A 14308-nucleotide genomic window follows, 5' to 3' on the forward strand; every position below is an offset into this window, starting at 1 on the left:
TTCAGTGTGCTCGTCACGGCCGGTCGGCGTTGACGCCCAACAGCCCGCACACCAAGCGTCCCGCCATCATCTCGTCATGTGGGGCGCCCGCCAGATGAATGGCGAGCCCCTCGACGGCGGCGGTGACCGCTGCCCCCAGCGTCTTCGCGGGCGGACCCGGCGGTATGGAGCCGTCCCGTCTGCCGGCGGCGATGACGGCGCCGAATCTGGCCGCGAGGTCTTTACCGATGGCGGCGACCTTGGCGCCGACGGGGTGCTCGAGGCCGTCGAACTCCACCCGCAACGACATCATGACCCGGGCGATGTCGCGGCGGCAGAACACGATGTGACCGCGTCCAAGCTCGACGAGGACGTCGACGGGTGTCGTCATGCGCTGCGCGGGCTCCCACACTTCCCGCTCCCAGCGCTCGGCGACCCAGTCCACGACGGCGACCGCGAGCTCTTCTTTGCCCCTGAACAGGTGATACAGCGCTCCGCGGGTGTATCCGGCATCGGCCGCAACCTTCTCGAGCACGAGGTTGCCGTAGCCGTAGCGCGAAAAGCCCTTCGCTCCGGCTTCCAGTAGTGCGGCCCGGGTACGCGCGCGACGTTCGGCCTGCGTCCGCGGCCGGCTCTGAGATTCGCGCATAGATACGTGCATGTATGTATGTTAGCGTCGGTACTGGAGGAGGCGTGCGATGAAACTTCCCAGCGGCGCGCACATTTCACGGCCGTGGCGCATCCACGAGCTCACCCGGGATTTCCGGCTGGAGGACGTATGGGCCTTGCCGACACCCGGTGGCCGGGACGACTTCCCTCGGCTGCTGTCGGTGATGGAGTCGTTCGACGCGCAGCGGCGACGATTCTCACTAGTTTCAACACTATTCGCGATCCGGCAGGCCCTCGGCACGGTCTTGGGGTGGGATCGGCCCGCTGAGAATCCCACGAGACCGAGCCTGCGCCGGAGGTTGCCCGATGATCTGCGCGCCTGCCCCTCGATGGTGAGGCCGCCGATGGGCTTCACTCCCCTCTACCAACTCGAGGACGAGTGGGCCGCCGAACTCATCAACGAAACCGTGCACGGCGTCATCCACCTCGGCTGGGTACCGGACGACGATGGCGGCTACCGAGGCCAGATGGCGATCTTGGTGAAGCCCAACGGGATGCTCGGGCACGCCTACATGGCGTTCATCACGCCGTTTCGCTACGGGATCGTGTACCCGCAAATGCTGAAACGGATTGGCCGGCAATGGCTCTCGCGGACAGCCTATCGGTAGCCGGGGCGGCCACGACCTCGACGCGTTCGCATCGCAGACGAGAGACCCTTGACGGCCGCTCCGTAAGCTGATATCAACGGTAAGTGGTGACTTACGGAATGGTCCTGGACTCGCTCGCCGATTCGACTCGGCGGGACGTGCTGGACCTGGTGCGCCGCAAGCCGTCGTCGGTTCAGGAGATCGCCGACCGGCTGCCGATCAGCCGGCCGGCAGTCTCGCAGCACCTGAAGATCCTCAAAGACGCCGGCGTCGTGACGTGCCACGCCGAGGGCACCCGTCGCGTCTACACCGTGTCCACTGATGGCTTCGAGGTGCTACGGCAGTGGCTCGATGTCATGTGGCGCGATGCGCTGTCCTCCTTCGCCTCGTTTGTCGAACGCGAAGGCGCCTATACCCAGCCCAACGATGCAGGAGACGAAAAATGACCACGATCACCGATGTCCGCCGCGAGGTCACCGTTGCCACCACACCGGAGCGGGCGTTCGACCTCTTCACCAACCGCATGGTCGAATGGTGGCCCGAGGAGCACCATCTCGCGACATCTCCGGTTGTGGCGATGACCGTGGAACCACGAGTGGGCGGACGGATTTACGACAGCTGCGAAGACGGCAGCGAGTCGGTCTGGGGTCAGGTCACCGAATGGGATCCCCCTGCCGGCTTCACCTTTGCGTGGATGATCACCGGCACCTGGCAGTTGGAGACCGACGTCGACAAGGCGTCGCGGGTATCGGTGTCGTTCGCTCCGGACGGCGACGGAACACGAGTCACTGTGGTGCACAAGGATTTCTGGCGGCTCGGTGAGGGCGGTCAGGGCATGGCAGACGCAGTCGGCGCAGCGGAGGGCTGGGGCTCGGGGCTCAAGCGCTTCGCGGAGTTCGCCGCCGGGTAGCCGCGGTATCGCCCCAATCGCGCGCCGGACGGTACTGTCGCGCATATGGGCGATTGCGACGGCGAGCCGCAGCGGGATCTGCCGCCGGGCCTGGCCGAGCAGCTCGACCTGTCGTATTCGGGTCTGGCGTCGTTCGGCCACCGCCCCTTCCTGACCGAGGTTGAACAACTCGAATCCTGGCGGCCCGACGTCGCGATCGTCGGTGCACCGTTCGACGTGGCGACGACCAACCGGCCCGGCGCCCGGTTCGGACCACGGGCAATCAGGGCGACGGCCTACGAACCGGGCACCTATCACATGGATTACGGCCTGGAGATCTTCGACTGGCTGGAGGTAATCGACTTCGGTGACGCCTTTTGCCCCCACGGACTGACCGAGCTGTCGCACAAGAACATTCGCGAGCGCGTGCACGCGGTGGCCTCGCGCGGCATCGTGCCGGTCATACTGGGTGGCGACCATTCGATCAGCTGGCCCGCCGCCACGGCCGTCGCCGATGTGCACGGATACGGCAACATCGGGATCGTGCACTTCGATGCGCACGCCGACACCGCCGACATCATCGACGGCAATCTGGCCAGTCACGGCACCCCGATGCGCAGGCTGATCGAGTCGGGTGCGGTGCCCGGTACCCACTTCGTCCAGGTTGGCCTGCGCGGTTACTGGCCGCCGCAGGAAACCTTCGAGTGGATGCTCGAGCAGGGCATGACGTGGCACACCATGCAGGAGATCTGGGAACGCGGCTTCAAAGATGTCATGCGCGACGCGGTCGACGAAGCGCTGGCCAAGGCCGAGAAGCTATACGTGTCGGTTGATATCGACGTGCTCGACCCCGCACACGCCCCCGGCACCGGGACGCCCGAGCCGGGCGGTGTCACCAGCGCTGACCTGCTTCGAATGGTGCGTCAGCTCTGCTATGAGCACGACGTCGTTGGCGTCGACGTGGTCGAGGTCGCGCCCGCCTACGACCACGCCGAGCTCACCGTGAACGCCGCGCACCGCGTCGTCTTCGAGGCGCTCGCCGGCATGGCGGCGCGGCGCCGCGATGCCTCGCCAGACCCGCCGCCGCCAGGACCGCCCGCCTATGGGAAAGGAGCCAACAGATGAAAGGCGTGTTGTTCTTCGACGGCGCATGCGGGATGTGCACGCGCTCAAGAGATCTGCTGCTGAAGTTCAATCGCACGGGTGAGGTGACGACCGAAACCCTACAGCAGCCCGGGCTGGCGGAACGGCTGGGCATCTCGCGGGAACAGGTGATGACACAGATTTGGTGGCTGGACTCCTCCGGCCACGTGTACGGCGGGGCCGAGGCCGCGAACGCGGCGCTGTCGGCGGCCCTCGGGACCCGAATTCCGTTGCTTGTCTACCGGGTTCCCGGCCTCAGGGCTATCCAGAACGCCGTCTACCGCTGGGTGGCCGACCACCGTTACCGCTTTCCCGGCACGACGCCGTACTGCGAATCGCATCCGTCAGCCTGTTAACGCGCGGTGAGCGCGCACTCTCCAGTAAGCCTGCACCTCAGGTGATCTGATCGGTGATGTCGGTGAAGGCCGGGTTGTCGTTGCGGTGATCGCTGGTGTTGCGGCATTCCCCATAGAGGCGCATGGTTCCGAACCGCGAGTCGTCCAGGTTCTCGTGAAACGTCGCGGTGACACCATCTTTGATCAGCTTCGCACCGAAGTGCTCACCCATCGCCGGTGCCTTTTGCCAGCCGTGAGCCAGCATCGCGTTACCCACCTCGCGGATGTAGGCGGCGGGATTCTTCTCGGGCAGCGCGAAGTTGAGATAGACCGCGGCCTGGTACGGCGGGTCGTGCAGGCTCGTACAGGACAAGAACACCGACGTGCCGTTGACGCGTTTCAGTGCGGCAACGTCGACGACCTGCCGTGCCGAATCCATCACCTGGCCAGTCGCCTCCTCATCGGTCATCGGTGAGGCGGGCGCGCCGATACCGGGACTGTCCCCCGCCCCGACGACGACGAACACGACGCCCAGAACCAGCGACAGGCACAGCGCCGCGAGAATCAACGCCCTGGCAGCCGAGGACCGCAGCCATCCACCGTCTGCGCCCTCCATAGGGCGAAATCTACGCCGGTCTAAACGACCGAGGGCCTGGGTACTCCCCCGCCAGCGTGGTGGTGCGCTCGCGAGGAGGCGGCATGGGCGGCAAGGTTCAGACGGGCACGATCGAAACCCACATTCCTGCCCGACTGGACCGGTTGCCGTGGTCGCGGTTTCACTGGCGCGTTGTCGTCGGCCTCGGCGGCGTTTGGATCCTCGACGGGCTCGAGGTGACGATGGTCGGCAATGTGGCGTCTCGGCTGACCGAAGCGGGCAGCGGCATCGAACTCACCGCGAGCGAAATCGGCGTCGCCGCCGCCATATACGTCGCAGGCGCCTGCCTGGGCGCTCTGTTCTTCGGTCAGCTGACCGACCGGTTCGGCCGCAAGAAGTTGTTCATGCTCACGCTCATGGTGTACTTGGCGGCCACTGTTGCAACGGCTTTCGCGTTCGCGCCGTGGTACTTCTTCCTCGCCCGGTTCTTCACGGGCGCCGGAATCGGCGGTGAGTACGCCGCTATCAACTCGGCGATCGACGAATTGATCCCGGCGCGGGTGCGTGGCCGGGTCGACCTCATCATCAACGGGTCGTACTGGCTCGGCGCCGCCGTGGGAGCCGCCGGCGCGCTGCTTCTGCTGAACACGTCGCTCTTCGCGATGGACATGGGTTGGCGGTTCGCATTCGGCATCGGCGCGGTGTTCGGGCTCGTCGTTCTCGTTGTCCGACGCCACGTTCCGGAAAGCCCGCGGTGGCTGTTCATCCATGGGCGCGAAGAGGAAGCCGAACGCATCGTCACGCAGATCGAGCAGGAGGTCGAAGGCGAGACAGCCCAGGTGCTTCCGGAGCCGGAGGGGCGTCGCCTGACGATCCGGCAGCGCAAGAACATTCCGTTCCGGGAGATCGCCAAGGTCGCCTTCAGCCGCTACCCGAGGCGGGCCATATTGGGTCTGGCGTTGTTCATCGGGCAGGCGTTCTTGTACAACGGCGTCACCTTCAACCTGGGCACGCTGTTGAGCGGGTTCTACGCCGTTGCGTCCGGCACGGTGCCGATCTTCTACGCGCTGTGGGCGGCGAGCAACTTCCTCGGCCCGATCGTGCTGGGCCGGTTCTTCGACACCGTGGGCCGCAAGGCCATGATTTCCCTGTCCTACCTCGGATCCGCGGCCGTAGCTGTGGTGCTTTCGGCGGTGTTCGTGAGCGAAGCCGGTGGCCTCTGGTTGTTCATGGTGGTACTGGGTGTCTGCTTCTTCCTGGCGTCCGCCGGTGCGAGCGCGGCCTATCTCACCGTCAGCGAGATCTTCCCGATGGAGACGCGCGCGCTGGCGATCGCGTTCTTCTACGCGGTCGGCACGGCAGCCGGCGGCATCACCGGACCGCTGCTGTTCGGGCAGCTTATCGAATCCGGGGTCCGCACCACGTGCATGCTCTCCTTCCTGATCGGTGCGGCGGTGATGGCACTGGCTGGCGTCGTTGAACTGATCTGGGGAGTGAAGGCCGAGGGACAGCGGCTTGAAGACCTTGCCTTACCGCTGACCACAGTGGACCCCGTCGAGCAACAGCAACCCGAGCGGGCCGGTCAATGACGGTGGCGTGCAGAATCTTTGGGCACCGGCCGGCCTTCCGCGTCGACGGGCGCACGATGCGGTGGGAATGCGACCGCTGCGGAGAAGACGCGGGCGCCAAGGATTACGACAGCCCCGAGGATGCGCGGCGTTACGCCGCGGCTTTCAACCGTCGCGATGCAAACGATCTGGGCAAGCGGGCGCCGTTGATCGGGCTTCTGCCGCTGCGGTTGTGGCGCAGGTTCGGCCGCTGATTCGGCGGCTCGGGTTACCGAGCGGATCTAGCCTTTGGTCAGGGTGAACTGGCAGACGTCGGTGTAGCCCTCGCGGAAGAGGTCCGCGCAACCGGTCAGGTACTTCATGTACCGGTCGTAGACCTCCTGCGACTGGATCGCGATCGCTTCGTCCTTCCGCGATTCGAGCGCAGCTGACCAGTGGTCGAGCGTGCGCGCGTAGTGCAGCCGCAGCGGCTGGACCAGCTTCACGCCGAAGCCCGCCTTGGCGGCGTGATCCTCGACGACGTTCACCTGGGGCAGATCACCACCGGGGAAAATCTCGTCCATGATGAACTTGAAGAACCGCAGCTTGGTCATCGTGATCGGCAGCCCGCGCTCTTTGAACTCCTCGTCGCTGGGCTTGACGATGGTGTGCAGCATCATCAGCCCGTCGGCCGGCAGCGCGTCGTAGGCCATCTTGAAGAAGTCGTCGTAGCGGTCGCGGCCGAAATGCTCGAAGGCGCCGATCGACACGATGCGGTCCACCGGCTCGGCGAACTGCTCCCAGCCCTGCAGCAGCACCCGCTTGTTGCGGGGGCTGTCCAAGCCGTCGAGCACCTTCTGCACGTGGGCCTGCTGGTTGCGGCTCAGCGTCAGTCCGACGACGTTCACGTCGTACTTCTCGATCGCACGCTTGATCGTCGCGCCCCAGCCGCAGCCGACGTCGAGGAGCGTCATCCCGGGCTGCAGCCCGAGCTTGCCCAAGGACAGGTCGATCTTGGCGATCTGGGCTTCCTCGAGCGTCATGTCGTCGCGCTCGAAGTAGGCGCAGCTGTAGGTCTGGGTCGGATCGAGGAAGAGCCGGAAGAAGTCGTCGGACAGGTCGTAGTGCGCCTGGACGTCGTCGAAGTGCGGCTGCAGGTTGGGAGTGTCCGTCGGTGTTTCTGGCAAGGTGCTGCCTTTCGGCGATTTGGTGATTTCTCCAGGCACGGTCGGCACGGGCGCTCGGCCGACGGTGGCTGCGTCGAGGATAACGGGTCCGGCCGGAAATACCCTCGTCGGCATAATTGACAAAGTCAAGTAATTTGTTGACGCTGTCAACTATGGCCTTGTCGACCGTCACTGAAGTGCGGGGTTTCAACCGGTTCTACACACGCGTGCTCGGCCTCCTGCAACCGAAGCTGGCCGGCTCGGACTTCGGCCTGACCGAGGCCCGCGTCCTGTTCGAACTGGCGCAGAGCGGGCAGACGGCGGTGGCGGACCTGCGTCGCGTCCTCGACGTCGACGCCGGGTACCTGAGCCGGATTCTGTCCCGCTTCATCGCCGACGGCCTCGTCGAGCGGCGGCCGTCGCAGGACGACGCGCGCCGCAGGTTGGTGTCGCTTACCGAGGCAGGCAACGCGGCGTTCGCGACGCTGGACACGCTGCAGGCCGACGCCATCGACCAGCTGGTCGCTCCCCTCGACACCGACCAACGCAGTCAGCTGGTGACGGCGATGGGCCGCATTCGCCGGATGCTCGACGACAAGCACGCGCCGTCGGGTCTAGTGCTGCGCGCACCCGAACCCGGCGACCTCGGTTGGGTCGTCGAACGCCACGGCGCCCGCTACGCCGCCGAGTACGGCTGGGACGTGAAATTCGAGGCCCTGGTCGCCCGCGTCGTCGCCGACTTCGCAGACCGCCGCGACACTCCGCCGCAGGCCGCCTGGATCGCCGAACTCGACGGCGAGCGGGTCGGCTGTGTCTTCTGCACGGCCGCCGACGAGCCCGGCACCGCCCAGCTGCGTCTGCTGCTGGTCGAACCGCAGGCGCGAGGCGCAGGCGTGGGGACCCGCCTCGTCGACGAATGCCTGCGGTTCGCCCGGCGCTCCGGCTATGGGCGAATCGTGTTGTGGACCAACGATGTCCTGACCGCGGCCCGGCGGATCTATGAGCGGGCCGGTTTCCGGCTCGATCGACGTGAACCACACAACAGCTTCGGCGCCGATCTGGTCGGCGAGTACTGGTCGCGCGACCTGTAGATCAGGCGGCAGGCGCGGCCCCGAGCACCCGCTGAATGTCGGGCTTCATGGCCTGTAGCTGACCGCCCCAGTAGCCCCAGCTGTGGGTGCCGTTCGGCGGGAAGTTGAACACGCCATTGCGGCCGCCGGCGCGTTCGTAGCGGGCTTGAAAGGCCTTGTTGGTGTTGATCGTCAGCCCTTCGAGGAACTGAGCGGGGATCGCCGCGTTGCCCAGCCCGGCGTCGAGATCCGTCGGGTTGCCGTTGCCGCTGTAGACCCAGATGCGGGTGCCGTTGGCGACCAGTCGCCCGATCTGCAGCATCGGGTCGTTGCGCTGCCACGCCGGACCGCCGTACGGGCCCCACATGTCAAGAGCGTTGAAGCCGCCGGCATCGGCCATCGCTACGCCGATGAGCACCGGCCATAGCCGGTCTGAGGTGTTCAAGAATCCGGAAAGCGATCCGGCATAGACGAATTGGTTCGGATGGTATGCGGCGAGCACCAGGGCCGCTCCCCCGGACATCGACACTCCGACCACCGCGTTACCGGACGCGCTGACGCCCTTGTTGGCCGCCAACCACCCTGGAAGTTCCGATGTCAGGAACGTCTCCCACTTGTAGGTCTGCGTGGTGCCGTTGCCGACCGCGGGCCGGTACCAGTCGGTGTAGAAGCTCGACATCCCGCCTACGGGCATCACCACCGAGACTCCGGATCCGTCGAACCAGCCGAACGCGCCGGTTTCGATGTCCCAGCCGTTGCGGTCGTCCCGCGCGCGTAGCCCGTCGAGCAGATACACCGCGTGCGGGCCGCCGCCCTGGAACTGAACCTGGATGTCGCGTCCCATCGCGGCCGACGGAACTGCAAGCATCTCGGGTGCCGCGGTCGCTGTCGGGGAGCCACCGAAGGCGGCGACCAGGCCCGCGAGCAAGGTTGCCGCGCATGCGGCGGAGGAAAATCGGCGGAGGAATTTCATGGCGTTGCTTCCTGTCGTGCGTCCAGCCCCCGACAGAGGGACTATCGTGCGTCGGCAACCGCCAGTTACAGCCCCTCCACGGGAGGGGGGCGACGGCTAGTGAGTCAGGCCAGGGCGCCGGCTTTGGCGCGCTTGGCGTCGACTTGCTTCAGCAGGAGCCCGTAGCCGTTCTTCAGCAGGCTGATCCGCAACGGGCGTTGCGCCTCGTGAATCATCAGCCACGTGCCTAGGGCAACCCTCTGCTTCTCGACGCAGGCGTGAGCCATGCCGAGCTCTCTGAGAAGAACGCTCACCGTGGCGGGCTGGTTCGGCTCGCGGGTGTCGAACGCGCGATCTGAGAACGAGACGGTCATCGCGGTCTCCCGTCGTCTAGACCTGGGCGCCCGATGGCGTTTACTTCGGCGCCGGCGTTTTCGAGTCTAGGACGCTGTTGCTGTCGAGGCGTGGCGAATTCGCGAACTGGTGGTTGACCGCGAGCAGATGTTGCTGGCGCCTGCGTCAAATCCCGCCCGCCCGACACGTCGTATTCGGAAGCCGATGCTGAGGCGATCACGTCGAGCTGTCCGCTGTGCCGACCGTTTCCGCGAAAAGCCTCGACGGCGCGCTGGGAGTCCCACCGCTCGAAAATGTTGATGCGCGCCGGATCGAGCAACTGGGCCGAGATGGCGAAATCCAAGCAGCCGGGCGCCGTTCTGCCCTGCTCGACGACCACTGCGCGACCCGCCAGGTAGTCATCGCGCGCCCGCGGTTCGACAATGAGGTGTCCCGCGACGACACCCGGTCCAAACCCCACTACTCCACTGTGAGGCCGGACGTGGCCGAGATACTCATCGCTATCGCGGCAGCGGAAAGGACAGCAATGAAACTGGGAGACACGCTCGAATCGGTCGCCGACCCCGGCGCACAGGTTTACGGTCAACCCTTCGACACCGCGGATGGCGCGACGGTGGTGCCGGTCGCCAAAGTGCGCGGACGTTCCAGGCCGGGGGCCGACGACGCGCAGTTTCGGCTGAGCGCCAGACCGGTCGGCGTATTCGTCATCAAGGACGGCGAGGCGTCGTGGGTCCCTGCGGTCGACGCCACCCGGGTAGCGCTGATGGGCGAGTTGATCGGGCTGGTCACAGTCACCTTCGCGACGCTGGCTATGGTTCGCCGCCCGCCGTGGCCAGATCTCCGCGGGACTGTCTCGCTGTAGCGGCCCTCCGCCTGCGCCACGCCCAGATTGCGGTAACCACTAGGGCCACGACGAGTAACCCGATCCACGGCCAGGCCCCGTGGTGGTGGACCCATCCCGCGATCGCGCCCTGCAGCCGACCGGCGGCTGCCACGACGGGATCGTCGGCGCTGCCGCCCAGATGGAACAGCCGGACTTCGTAGTAGCCGTAATAGGCGACATACAGGCCGACCAGGATCAGGACCACGCCGCCGATTCGGTTGGCGTACGGCATGATTCGCCGCATCCGCTCGATGAGCGCTGACCCGGCCAACGCGACGGCCACGGCCAGCGCTCCCACGACCAGCGCGAAGCCCGCCGTGTACGCGAGATAGACCCACAACCTCGAGAGCGCGGTGGTCCCGCCCACCGCTGCACCCGTCACCGCGAGGAATGGGCCTACGGTGCACGACAGCGAAGCGATCGCATAGCCCACCCCATACCCGAACATCGATCCGAGCCTGCGGGTCGGGGCGCGGGAAGTGTTGCGGGACAGCCGGTTCGGCAGCAGAATCGAGAATTCGCGGCCTGCCAGCAACGCGATGCCGAGCACGACGAGCGCGACACCGACGACCACCGTCGCATACGGCGTGTACCGCTGCACGGTCGACGCCAGCGACACCGTCAGTAATCCGAACGCGCCGAACACGGCCAGAAACCCGAAAGACATTGCGACGGTTGCCGCGACGGCGCGACCGACGGCAACTGCCGCGTTGTCACGGGCGCCCGCGGCGCTCCCCCGCACCACCAGCGCGAGATACGCCGGGAGCATCGCAAAACCACACGGGTTCAGCGCGGCCACCAGCCCAGCCGCGAAGGCAAGCCCGATCAGATCCCGGTGCACTCGGCGGGCGGACTAGGTGGACAGCGCCGAGACCCGCTCCTGCAGTTCCTGCTGGGGCATCGCCGACGTCGGGTTGTTCACGAATGTCGACGTGCCGTCCGCGCGGTAGAACACGTATGCCGGCTGCCACGGCACGTTGTAGCGCGCCCAAATGGCGCCGTCGGCGTCGTTGAGGTTGGTGAAATTGAGGTTGTACTTCGACACGAACCCCTGCATGGCCGCGACGTCCGAGTGTGCGGCCACCCCGACGAACGTCACCTTCGGATTGGCGGCGGCCGCGCTGCTCACCGAGGGGGCCTCGGCGTTGCAGAACGGGCACCACGGCGTCCAGAACCACAACACGGCAGGCTTGCCCTGCAACGACGACCCGTTGAACGACGCCCCGCTCAACGTGGTGCCGGTGAAATCGAGACGGTCGTCGGCCAGCGCCGCCGGTGGGCCGCTCAGCGCAAGGGCGACTGTCGCCGCAGCCACGGCGATGGCCAGCGATCTGATCACACGGGGTAAACGACAGATCATGACGCTCCTCCCTGGGCCCGGTCTGCGCCGGACATACGTATGGTTTGACACTAGGTAGTACGGATGCGTTCGGTCTGCGGTTCAGCCCGATCCCATACAGGAGGACGACATGCAGGCATCGGTGACGGTTCCCATGGCAGCACCGGCGGACGAGATCTGGAACATCGTTGCCGATGTCCGCAACACCGGGAAGTTCTCGCCGGAGGTCATCGAGGCCGAATGGCTGGACGGTGTGACCGGTCCCGCGTTGGGAGCACGGTTTCGTGGACACGTGCGGCGCAACGAGATCGGTCCCGTCTACTGGACAACGTGCCGGGTCACCGCATGTGAACCGGGCCGGGAATTCGGCTTCGAGGTCCTCGTCGGCGAGCGGCCCGTCAACAACTGGCACTACCTGTTCACGCCCACCCAAAACGGCACCGACGTCACCGAGTCGTTCCGGATGAACGACAGCCTCTTCACCAAGCTGTTCGCGGTGCTCGGTGGCCAGCTTCGCACCCGTCGCAACAAGCGCGATATGCGCAAGACGCTGGAACGGATCAAGGCCGCTGTCGAGTCATCCACGTAGCCGGCAACCGGCCGCCCTGCGTGGCGCAGGGCGGCAGTCGTCGCATCGCATTCGACTGATCAGGTCACGCCGATCCCGATGATCGGGATCCACAGACCGAACAGCCAGATGCCCCACTGGTGGAACCCGATATTCCATTCCGGCGTGACGTCGTAGCCCCAGTAGTTGAACGGCCGCGGTGGACCACCTGGCCAGTGATAGGCCGGCGGCGGACCCCAGCCCCATGGCGGCGAACCCTTGCGGTCGTCCCACCAGTCGTGCCGGTTGTTGGCCCACCAGGGGCCCTTGTCCCAGTCGCCGCGGCCGGCGTGCTCGAAGTCGTTCCAGCCGCGGTTCTCACAGAACGGGAAGCACGGCTGGTCGAAATCGTGTCCTGGTTTGGCGGTTGCCACGCCCGTTCCCAGCCCGGCGGCCCCGAAACCGAGCGCTGCCACCACCATCGCGTTGACCAGTGACTTGGTGAGTTTCATCCTCAACTCCTCGCTGGGGTGACGCTGGCGCCGAATCGTTCCCACCTCATCGACGCCGGAGCGACACTGTTCATTCCCGTGCTTGCAGGACGCGCGTCGAGCGCAAGCCCTGACCCCAATCTCGTTATCGAGGAGAACTAACTGATCGTTACTTTCACCGACGCCTACAACGCGCGAAGCCGGCGGATGCGGTCGACCAAGGCGCGTCGGGACACATCAGCCCCACGCGCCACCGTCTCGAAGATGTGCGGGCAGCCCGGATGGACATGCAGCTCGGTGGGCACCCCCGCATCTGCGAGCCGGCGGGCGTAGGCGATGTCCTCATCACGGAAGAGGTCGAGGTCGCCGACGTCGATATAGGTGTCGGGCAACCCTTCGAGGTCGGAGGCGCGGGCCGGCGCGGCGTACGGCGAGACGCCCTCGCAGCCGGCCTGATCGCCCAGCAGTGCGCCCCAGGCGGTCAGATTGTCGTCGTAGGTCCAGGTGAGAAACGGCAGCAACAGCGGGTCGGGCACCGCCGGACGGTCGTCGAGCATCGGATAGATCAGCAGTTGCTGCGCGACCGCTGGCCCGCCGCGGTCGCGCGCCATCAGACAGATCGCGGCGGCCAACCCGCCGCCGGCGCTGTCGCCCATCACTGCCAGCCGGGTGGGATCGACGCCCAAGGCGGCAGCCTGCTCGGCCAGCCACGTCAGCGCCGCATAGCAGTCCTCGGCCGGGGTGGGGTGCGGGTGCTCGGGTGCGATGCGGTAATCGATGACAAGCATCGGCACGCCGGACGCCGCGACATAATCGCGCACGACGAGATCGGTTATCCCGCCGACGTGTTCGAGACCGAAGATCATCCCGCCGCCGTGGATGTACAGCGCGGCGCTTCCGGGTTGATCCGCTGTTGTGCGTCGGTACCACGTCGCAGGTCGCGCCGTGCCGTCACCCGCGGGTACCGAGAACGTTTGGGTGGCCACCCCGCCGGGCAGGGATGTCTTGGCCGCGACGAGATCCAGCATCCGATGGCCGCTCCTACGCCGGCCCTCGACATCGCCGACCGGCGAAACTTCCGTCTTTCCGAGAGCTTGCAGCACCGCCGTCAGCTCGGTGTAGACCGCAGGGTCGAGACGCAACGCCATGCAGTGACAGTATCGGGCGGCGCCGCAATCGAATTCACCCCACGTGACGAACGCGATTTGGTAGAACGAGTTCGGCGTTTGCGCTGCGAGCCGAAGGAGTCGGGCGATGGGTCAATGGTCACGCGCGGAGCTCGAGAAAGCCTTTCACGACTACGAGAAGGCCGTCGTCGAGATTGCCGAGTCATGGGACTGGGCGCGCTATGCCGACCAATTCACCGAGGACGCCTGTTATATCGAGCACGGGATGGGCAATCGCAGCGGGCGAGAGGAGATCCGCGAGTGGATCTCCTCGACGATGAACATGTTCCCCGGCAGCGAGATGCCGTTCTTTCCCTGCGAGTGGTATGCGATTGACGAGGAACTGGGCTGGGTCATCGCCAGGATCCCGAACCGGATGAGAGACCCCGGCGACGGCAGCATCTATGAGTCGCCCGTCATAACCGTTCTCAAATACGCGGGCGACGGCAAATGGAGTTATGAAGAGGACGCTTACAACCCGATGAACTTCATGGTGATGGTGCAGGAGTACGTCAAGCGAAGCCACGAGCTCGGCACGCTGTCTGACGACGGCCGCACCTTCGCCAACAACATGGGCTGGCAACTGGACTGATCTT

21 protein-coding genes are annotated in these 14308 nt (G+C 66.0%); 11 read left to right on the forward strand and 10 right to left on the reverse strand.

All coding sequences use genetic code 11. The features are described from left to right. Positions 1-13: 13 nt before the first annotated feature. The gene (locus A5651_RS02250) at positions 14-640 is read right to left on the reverse strand and encodes a TetR/AcrR family transcriptional regulator (RefSeq protein ID WP_197496511.1); all 627 of its coding nucleotides are present in this window, start codon (positions 638-640) and stop codon (positions 14-16) included. A gap of 37 nt (positions 641-677) precedes the next feature. Between A5651_RS02250 and A5651_RS02255 the strand changes: the two genes are divergently transcribed. The 5 genes from A5651_RS02255 to A5651_RS02275 all read left to right on the forward strand — a co-directional run bounded on the left by A5651_RS02255 (position 678) and on the right by A5651_RS02275 (position 3623). Next, positions 678-1256: a DUF2867 domain-containing protein gene (locus A5651_RS02255; RefSeq protein ID WP_066975135.1), complete on the forward strand. Its 579-nt coding sequence runs from the start codon at positions 678-680 to the stop codon at positions 1254-1256. Between the two features lie 86 nt (positions 1257-1342). Next, positions 1343-1681, forward strand: a complete 339-nt coding sequence (locus A5651_RS02260) for a helix-turn-helix transcriptional regulator (RefSeq protein WP_231988508.1) — start codon at positions 1343-1345, stop codon at positions 1679-1681. After that, the gene (locus A5651_RS02265; protein WP_066975139.1) at positions 1678-2145 is read left to right on the forward strand and encodes an SRPBCC family protein; all 468 of its coding nucleotides are present in this window, start codon (positions 1678-1680) and stop codon (positions 2143-2145) included. The genes A5651_RS02260 and A5651_RS02265 overlap by 4 nt, the downstream gene beginning before the upstream one ends. A gap of 45 nt (positions 2146-2190) precedes the next feature. Next, positions 2191-3249: an agmatinase gene (gene speB / locus A5651_RS02270; protein ID WP_066975141.1), complete on the forward strand. Its 1059-nt coding sequence runs from the start codon at positions 2191-2193 to the stop codon at positions 3247-3249. After that, positions 3246-3623: a thiol-disulfide oxidoreductase DCC family protein gene (locus A5651_RS02275; RefSeq protein ID WP_066975143.1), complete on the forward strand. Its 378-nt coding sequence runs from the start codon at positions 3246-3248 to the stop codon at positions 3621-3623. The genes speB and A5651_RS02275 overlap by 4 nt, the downstream gene beginning before the upstream one ends. Positions 3624-3660: 37 nt before the next feature. On the opposite strand, the gene A5651_RS02280 is transcribed toward A5651_RS02275, so the two are convergent. Continuing rightward, positions 3661-4218, reverse strand: a complete 558-nt coding sequence (locus A5651_RS02280; RefSeq protein ID WP_066975145.1) for a hypothetical protein — start codon at positions 4216-4218, stop codon at positions 3661-3663. Positions 4219-4301: 83 nt separating this feature from the next. Between A5651_RS02280 and A5651_RS02285 the strand changes: the two genes are divergently transcribed. Both A5651_RS02285 and A5651_RS02290 read left to right on the forward strand, forming a co-directional pair. Then, on the forward strand, positions 4302-5786 hold the full coding sequence (locus tag A5651_RS02285) for an MFS transporter (RefSeq protein WP_066975440.1): 1485 nt from the start codon (positions 4302-4304) through the stop codon (positions 5784-5786). After that, entirely contained in the window at positions 5783-6019 is a 237-nt protein-coding gene (locus A5651_RS02290; protein WP_066975147.1) for a hypothetical protein, read from the forward strand. The genes A5651_RS02285 and A5651_RS02290 overlap by 4 nt, the downstream gene beginning before the upstream one ends. A 27-nt stretch (positions 6020-6046) precedes the next feature. Here A5651_RS02290 and A5651_RS02295 read toward each other — a convergent pair whose 3' ends face one another. Continuing rightward, positions 6047-6931 carry a cyclopropane mycolic acid synthase family methyltransferase gene (locus A5651_RS02295; RefSeq protein ID WP_066975442.1) on the reverse strand — a complete coding sequence of 295 codons (885 nt, stop codon included), beginning with the start codon at positions 6929-6931 and terminating at the stop codon, positions 6047-6049. 152 nt (positions 6932-7083) lie between these two features. Between A5651_RS02295 and A5651_RS02300 the strand changes: the two genes are divergently transcribed. Then, positions 7084-8001: a helix-turn-helix domain-containing GNAT family N-acetyltransferase gene (locus tag A5651_RS02300; protein ID WP_066975149.1), complete on the forward strand. Its 918-nt coding sequence runs from the start codon at positions 7084-7086 to the stop codon at positions 7999-8001. Between the two features lies 1 nt (position 8002). Here the strand turns inward: A5651_RS02300 and A5651_RS02305 are convergent, their stop codons facing one another. The 3 genes from A5651_RS02305 to A5651_RS26350 form a co-directional block, all read right to left on the reverse strand. Continuing rightward, the gene (locus A5651_RS02305; RefSeq protein WP_066975151.1) at positions 8003-8953 is read right to left on the reverse strand and encodes an esterase family protein; all 951 of its coding nucleotides are present in this window, start codon (positions 8951-8953) and stop codon (positions 8003-8005) included. A 104-nt stretch (positions 8954-9057) separates the two neighbouring features. Then, the gene (locus A5651_RS02310; RefSeq protein ID WP_066975153.1) at positions 9058-9306 is read right to left on the reverse strand and encodes a hypothetical protein; all 249 of its coding nucleotides are present in this window, start codon (positions 9304-9306) and stop codon (positions 9058-9060) included. Beyond that, positions 9303-9746, reverse strand: coding sequence for an antibiotic biosynthesis monooxygenase family protein (locus A5651_RS26350; RefSeq protein WP_082943545.1), 444 nt, complete (start codon positions 9744-9746; stop codon positions 9303-9305). The genes A5651_RS02310 and A5651_RS26350 overlap by 4 nt, the downstream gene beginning before the upstream one ends. A 66-nt stretch (positions 9747-9812) precedes the next feature. Between A5651_RS26350 and A5651_RS02315 the strand changes: the two genes are divergently transcribed. Then, positions 9813-10148 carry a hypothetical protein gene (locus A5651_RS02315; RefSeq protein WP_066975444.1) on the forward strand — a complete coding sequence of 112 codons (336 nt, stop codon included), beginning with the start codon at positions 9813-9815 and terminating at the stop codon, positions 10146-10148. On the opposite strand, the gene A5651_RS02320 is transcribed toward A5651_RS02315, so the two are convergent. Together A5651_RS02320 and A5651_RS02325 are read right to left on the reverse strand one after the other, a co-directional pair. Beyond that, positions 10096-11010 (reverse strand): cytochrome c biogenesis CcdA family protein, encoded by a 915-nt coding sequence (locus tag A5651_RS02320; RefSeq protein ID WP_066975155.1) that lies wholly within the window; start codon positions 11008-11010, stop codon positions 10096-10098. The two genes, A5651_RS02315 and A5651_RS02320, sit on opposite strands and share 53 nt — an antisense overlap. Before the next feature lie 12 nt (positions 11011-11022). Next, a complete protein-coding gene (locus tag A5651_RS02325; protein ID WP_066975157.1) occupies positions 11023-11529 on the reverse strand; it encodes a redoxin domain-containing protein in 507 nt (168 codons plus the stop codon). A 109-nt stretch (positions 11530-11638) separates the two neighbouring features. Here A5651_RS02325 and A5651_RS02330 point away from each other — a divergent pair, with 109 nt between their 5' ends. Further along, positions 11639-12097 carry an SRPBCC family protein gene (locus A5651_RS02330; protein WP_066975159.1) on the forward strand — a complete coding sequence of 153 codons (459 nt, stop codon included), beginning with the start codon at positions 11639-11641 and terminating at the stop codon, positions 12095-12097. Positions 12098-12156: 59 nt separating this feature from the next. On the opposite strand, the gene A5651_RS02335 is transcribed toward A5651_RS02330, so the two are convergent. Together A5651_RS02335 and A5651_RS02340 are read right to left on the reverse strand one after the other, a co-directional pair. Then, on the reverse strand, positions 12157-12567 hold the full coding sequence (locus A5651_RS02335; protein WP_066975161.1) for a hypothetical protein: 411 nt from the start codon (positions 12565-12567) through the stop codon (positions 12157-12159). 164 nt (positions 12568-12731) lie between these two features. Further along, positions 12732-13694 carry an alpha/beta hydrolase gene (locus A5651_RS02340; RefSeq protein ID WP_066975163.1) on the reverse strand — a complete coding sequence of 321 codons (963 nt, stop codon included), beginning with the start codon at positions 13692-13694 and terminating at the stop codon, positions 12732-12734. A gap of 106 nt (positions 13695-13800) precedes the next feature. Here A5651_RS02340 and A5651_RS02345 point away from each other — a divergent pair, with 106 nt between their 5' ends. After that, positions 13801-14304: a nuclear transport factor 2 family protein gene (locus A5651_RS02345; protein ID WP_066975165.1), complete on the forward strand. Its 504-nt coding sequence runs from the start codon at positions 13801-13803 to the stop codon at positions 14302-14304. Positions 14305-14308 lie beyond the last annotated feature (4 nt).

Source organism: Mycobacterium sp. 1274761.0 (assembly GCF_001668615.1).
Lineage (GTDB): Bacteria > Actinomycetota > Actinomycetes > Mycobacteriales > Mycobacteriaceae > Mycobacterium.

Bases quoted from the DNA above. Each gene is read 5' to 3' on its own strand.
- A5651_RS02250 (WP_197496511.1), bottom strand. From the start codon at position 640: ATGCACGTATCTATGCGCGAATCTCAGAGCCGGCCGCGGACGCAGGCC.
- A5651_RS02255 (WP_066975135.1), top strand. From the start codon at position 678: ATGAAACTTCCCAGCGGCGCGCACATTTCACGGCCGTGGCGCATCCAC.
- A5651_RS02265 (WP_066975139.1), top strand. From the start codon at position 1,678: ATGACCACGATCACCGATGTCCGCCGCGAGGTCACCGTTGCCACCACA.
- speB (WP_066975141.1), top strand. From the start codon at position 2,191: ATGGGCGATTGCGACGGCGAGCCGCAGCGGGATCTGCCGCCGGGCCTG.
- A5651_RS02275 (WP_066975143.1), top strand. From the start codon at position 3,246: ATGAAAGGCGTGTTGTTCTTCGACGGCGCATGCGGGATGTGCACGCGC.
- A5651_RS02280 (WP_066975145.1), bottom strand. From the start codon at position 4,218: ATGGAGGGCGCAGACGGTGGATGGCTGCGGTCCTCGGCTGCCAGGGCG.
- A5651_RS02285 (WP_066975440.1), top strand. From the start codon at position 4,302: ATGGGCGGCAAGGTTCAGACGGGCACGATCGAAACCCACATTCCTGCC.
- A5651_RS02290 (WP_066975147.1), top strand. From the start codon at position 5,783: ATGACGGTGGCGTGCAGAATCTTTGGGCACCGGCCGGCCTTCCGCGTC.
- A5651_RS02300 (WP_066975149.1), top strand. From the start codon at position 7,084: ATGGCCTTGTCGACCGTCACTGAAGTGCGGGGTTTCAACCGGTTCTAC.
- A5651_RS02305 (WP_066975151.1), bottom strand. From the start codon at position 8,953: ATGAAATTCCTCCGCCGATTTTCCTCCGCCGCATGCGCGGCAACCTTG.
- A5651_RS02310 (WP_066975153.1), bottom strand. From the start codon at position 9,306: ATGACCGTCTCGTTCTCAGATCGCGCGTTCGACACCCGCGAGCCGAAC.
- A5651_RS02315 (WP_066975444.1), top strand. From the start codon at position 9,813: ATGAAACTGGGAGACACGCTCGAATCGGTCGCCGACCCCGGCGCACAG.
- A5651_RS02325 (WP_066975157.1), bottom strand. From the start codon at position 11,529: ATGATCTGTCGTTTACCCCGTGTGATCAGATCGCTGGCCATCGCCGTG.
- A5651_RS02330 (WP_066975159.1), top strand. From the start codon at position 11,639: ATGCAGGCATCGGTGACGGTTCCCATGGCAGCACCGGCGGACGAGATC.
- A5651_RS02335 (WP_066975161.1), bottom strand. From the start codon at position 12,567: ATGAAACTCACCAAGTCACTGGTCAACGCGATGGTGGTGGCAGCGCTC.
- A5651_RS02340 (WP_066975163.1), bottom strand. From the start codon at position 13,694: ATGGCGTTGCGTCTCGACCCTGCGGTCTACACCGAGCTGACGGCGGTG.
- A5651_RS02345 (WP_066975165.1), top strand. From the start codon at position 13,801: ATGGGTCAATGGTCACGCGCGGAGCTCGAGAAAGCCTTTCACGACTAC.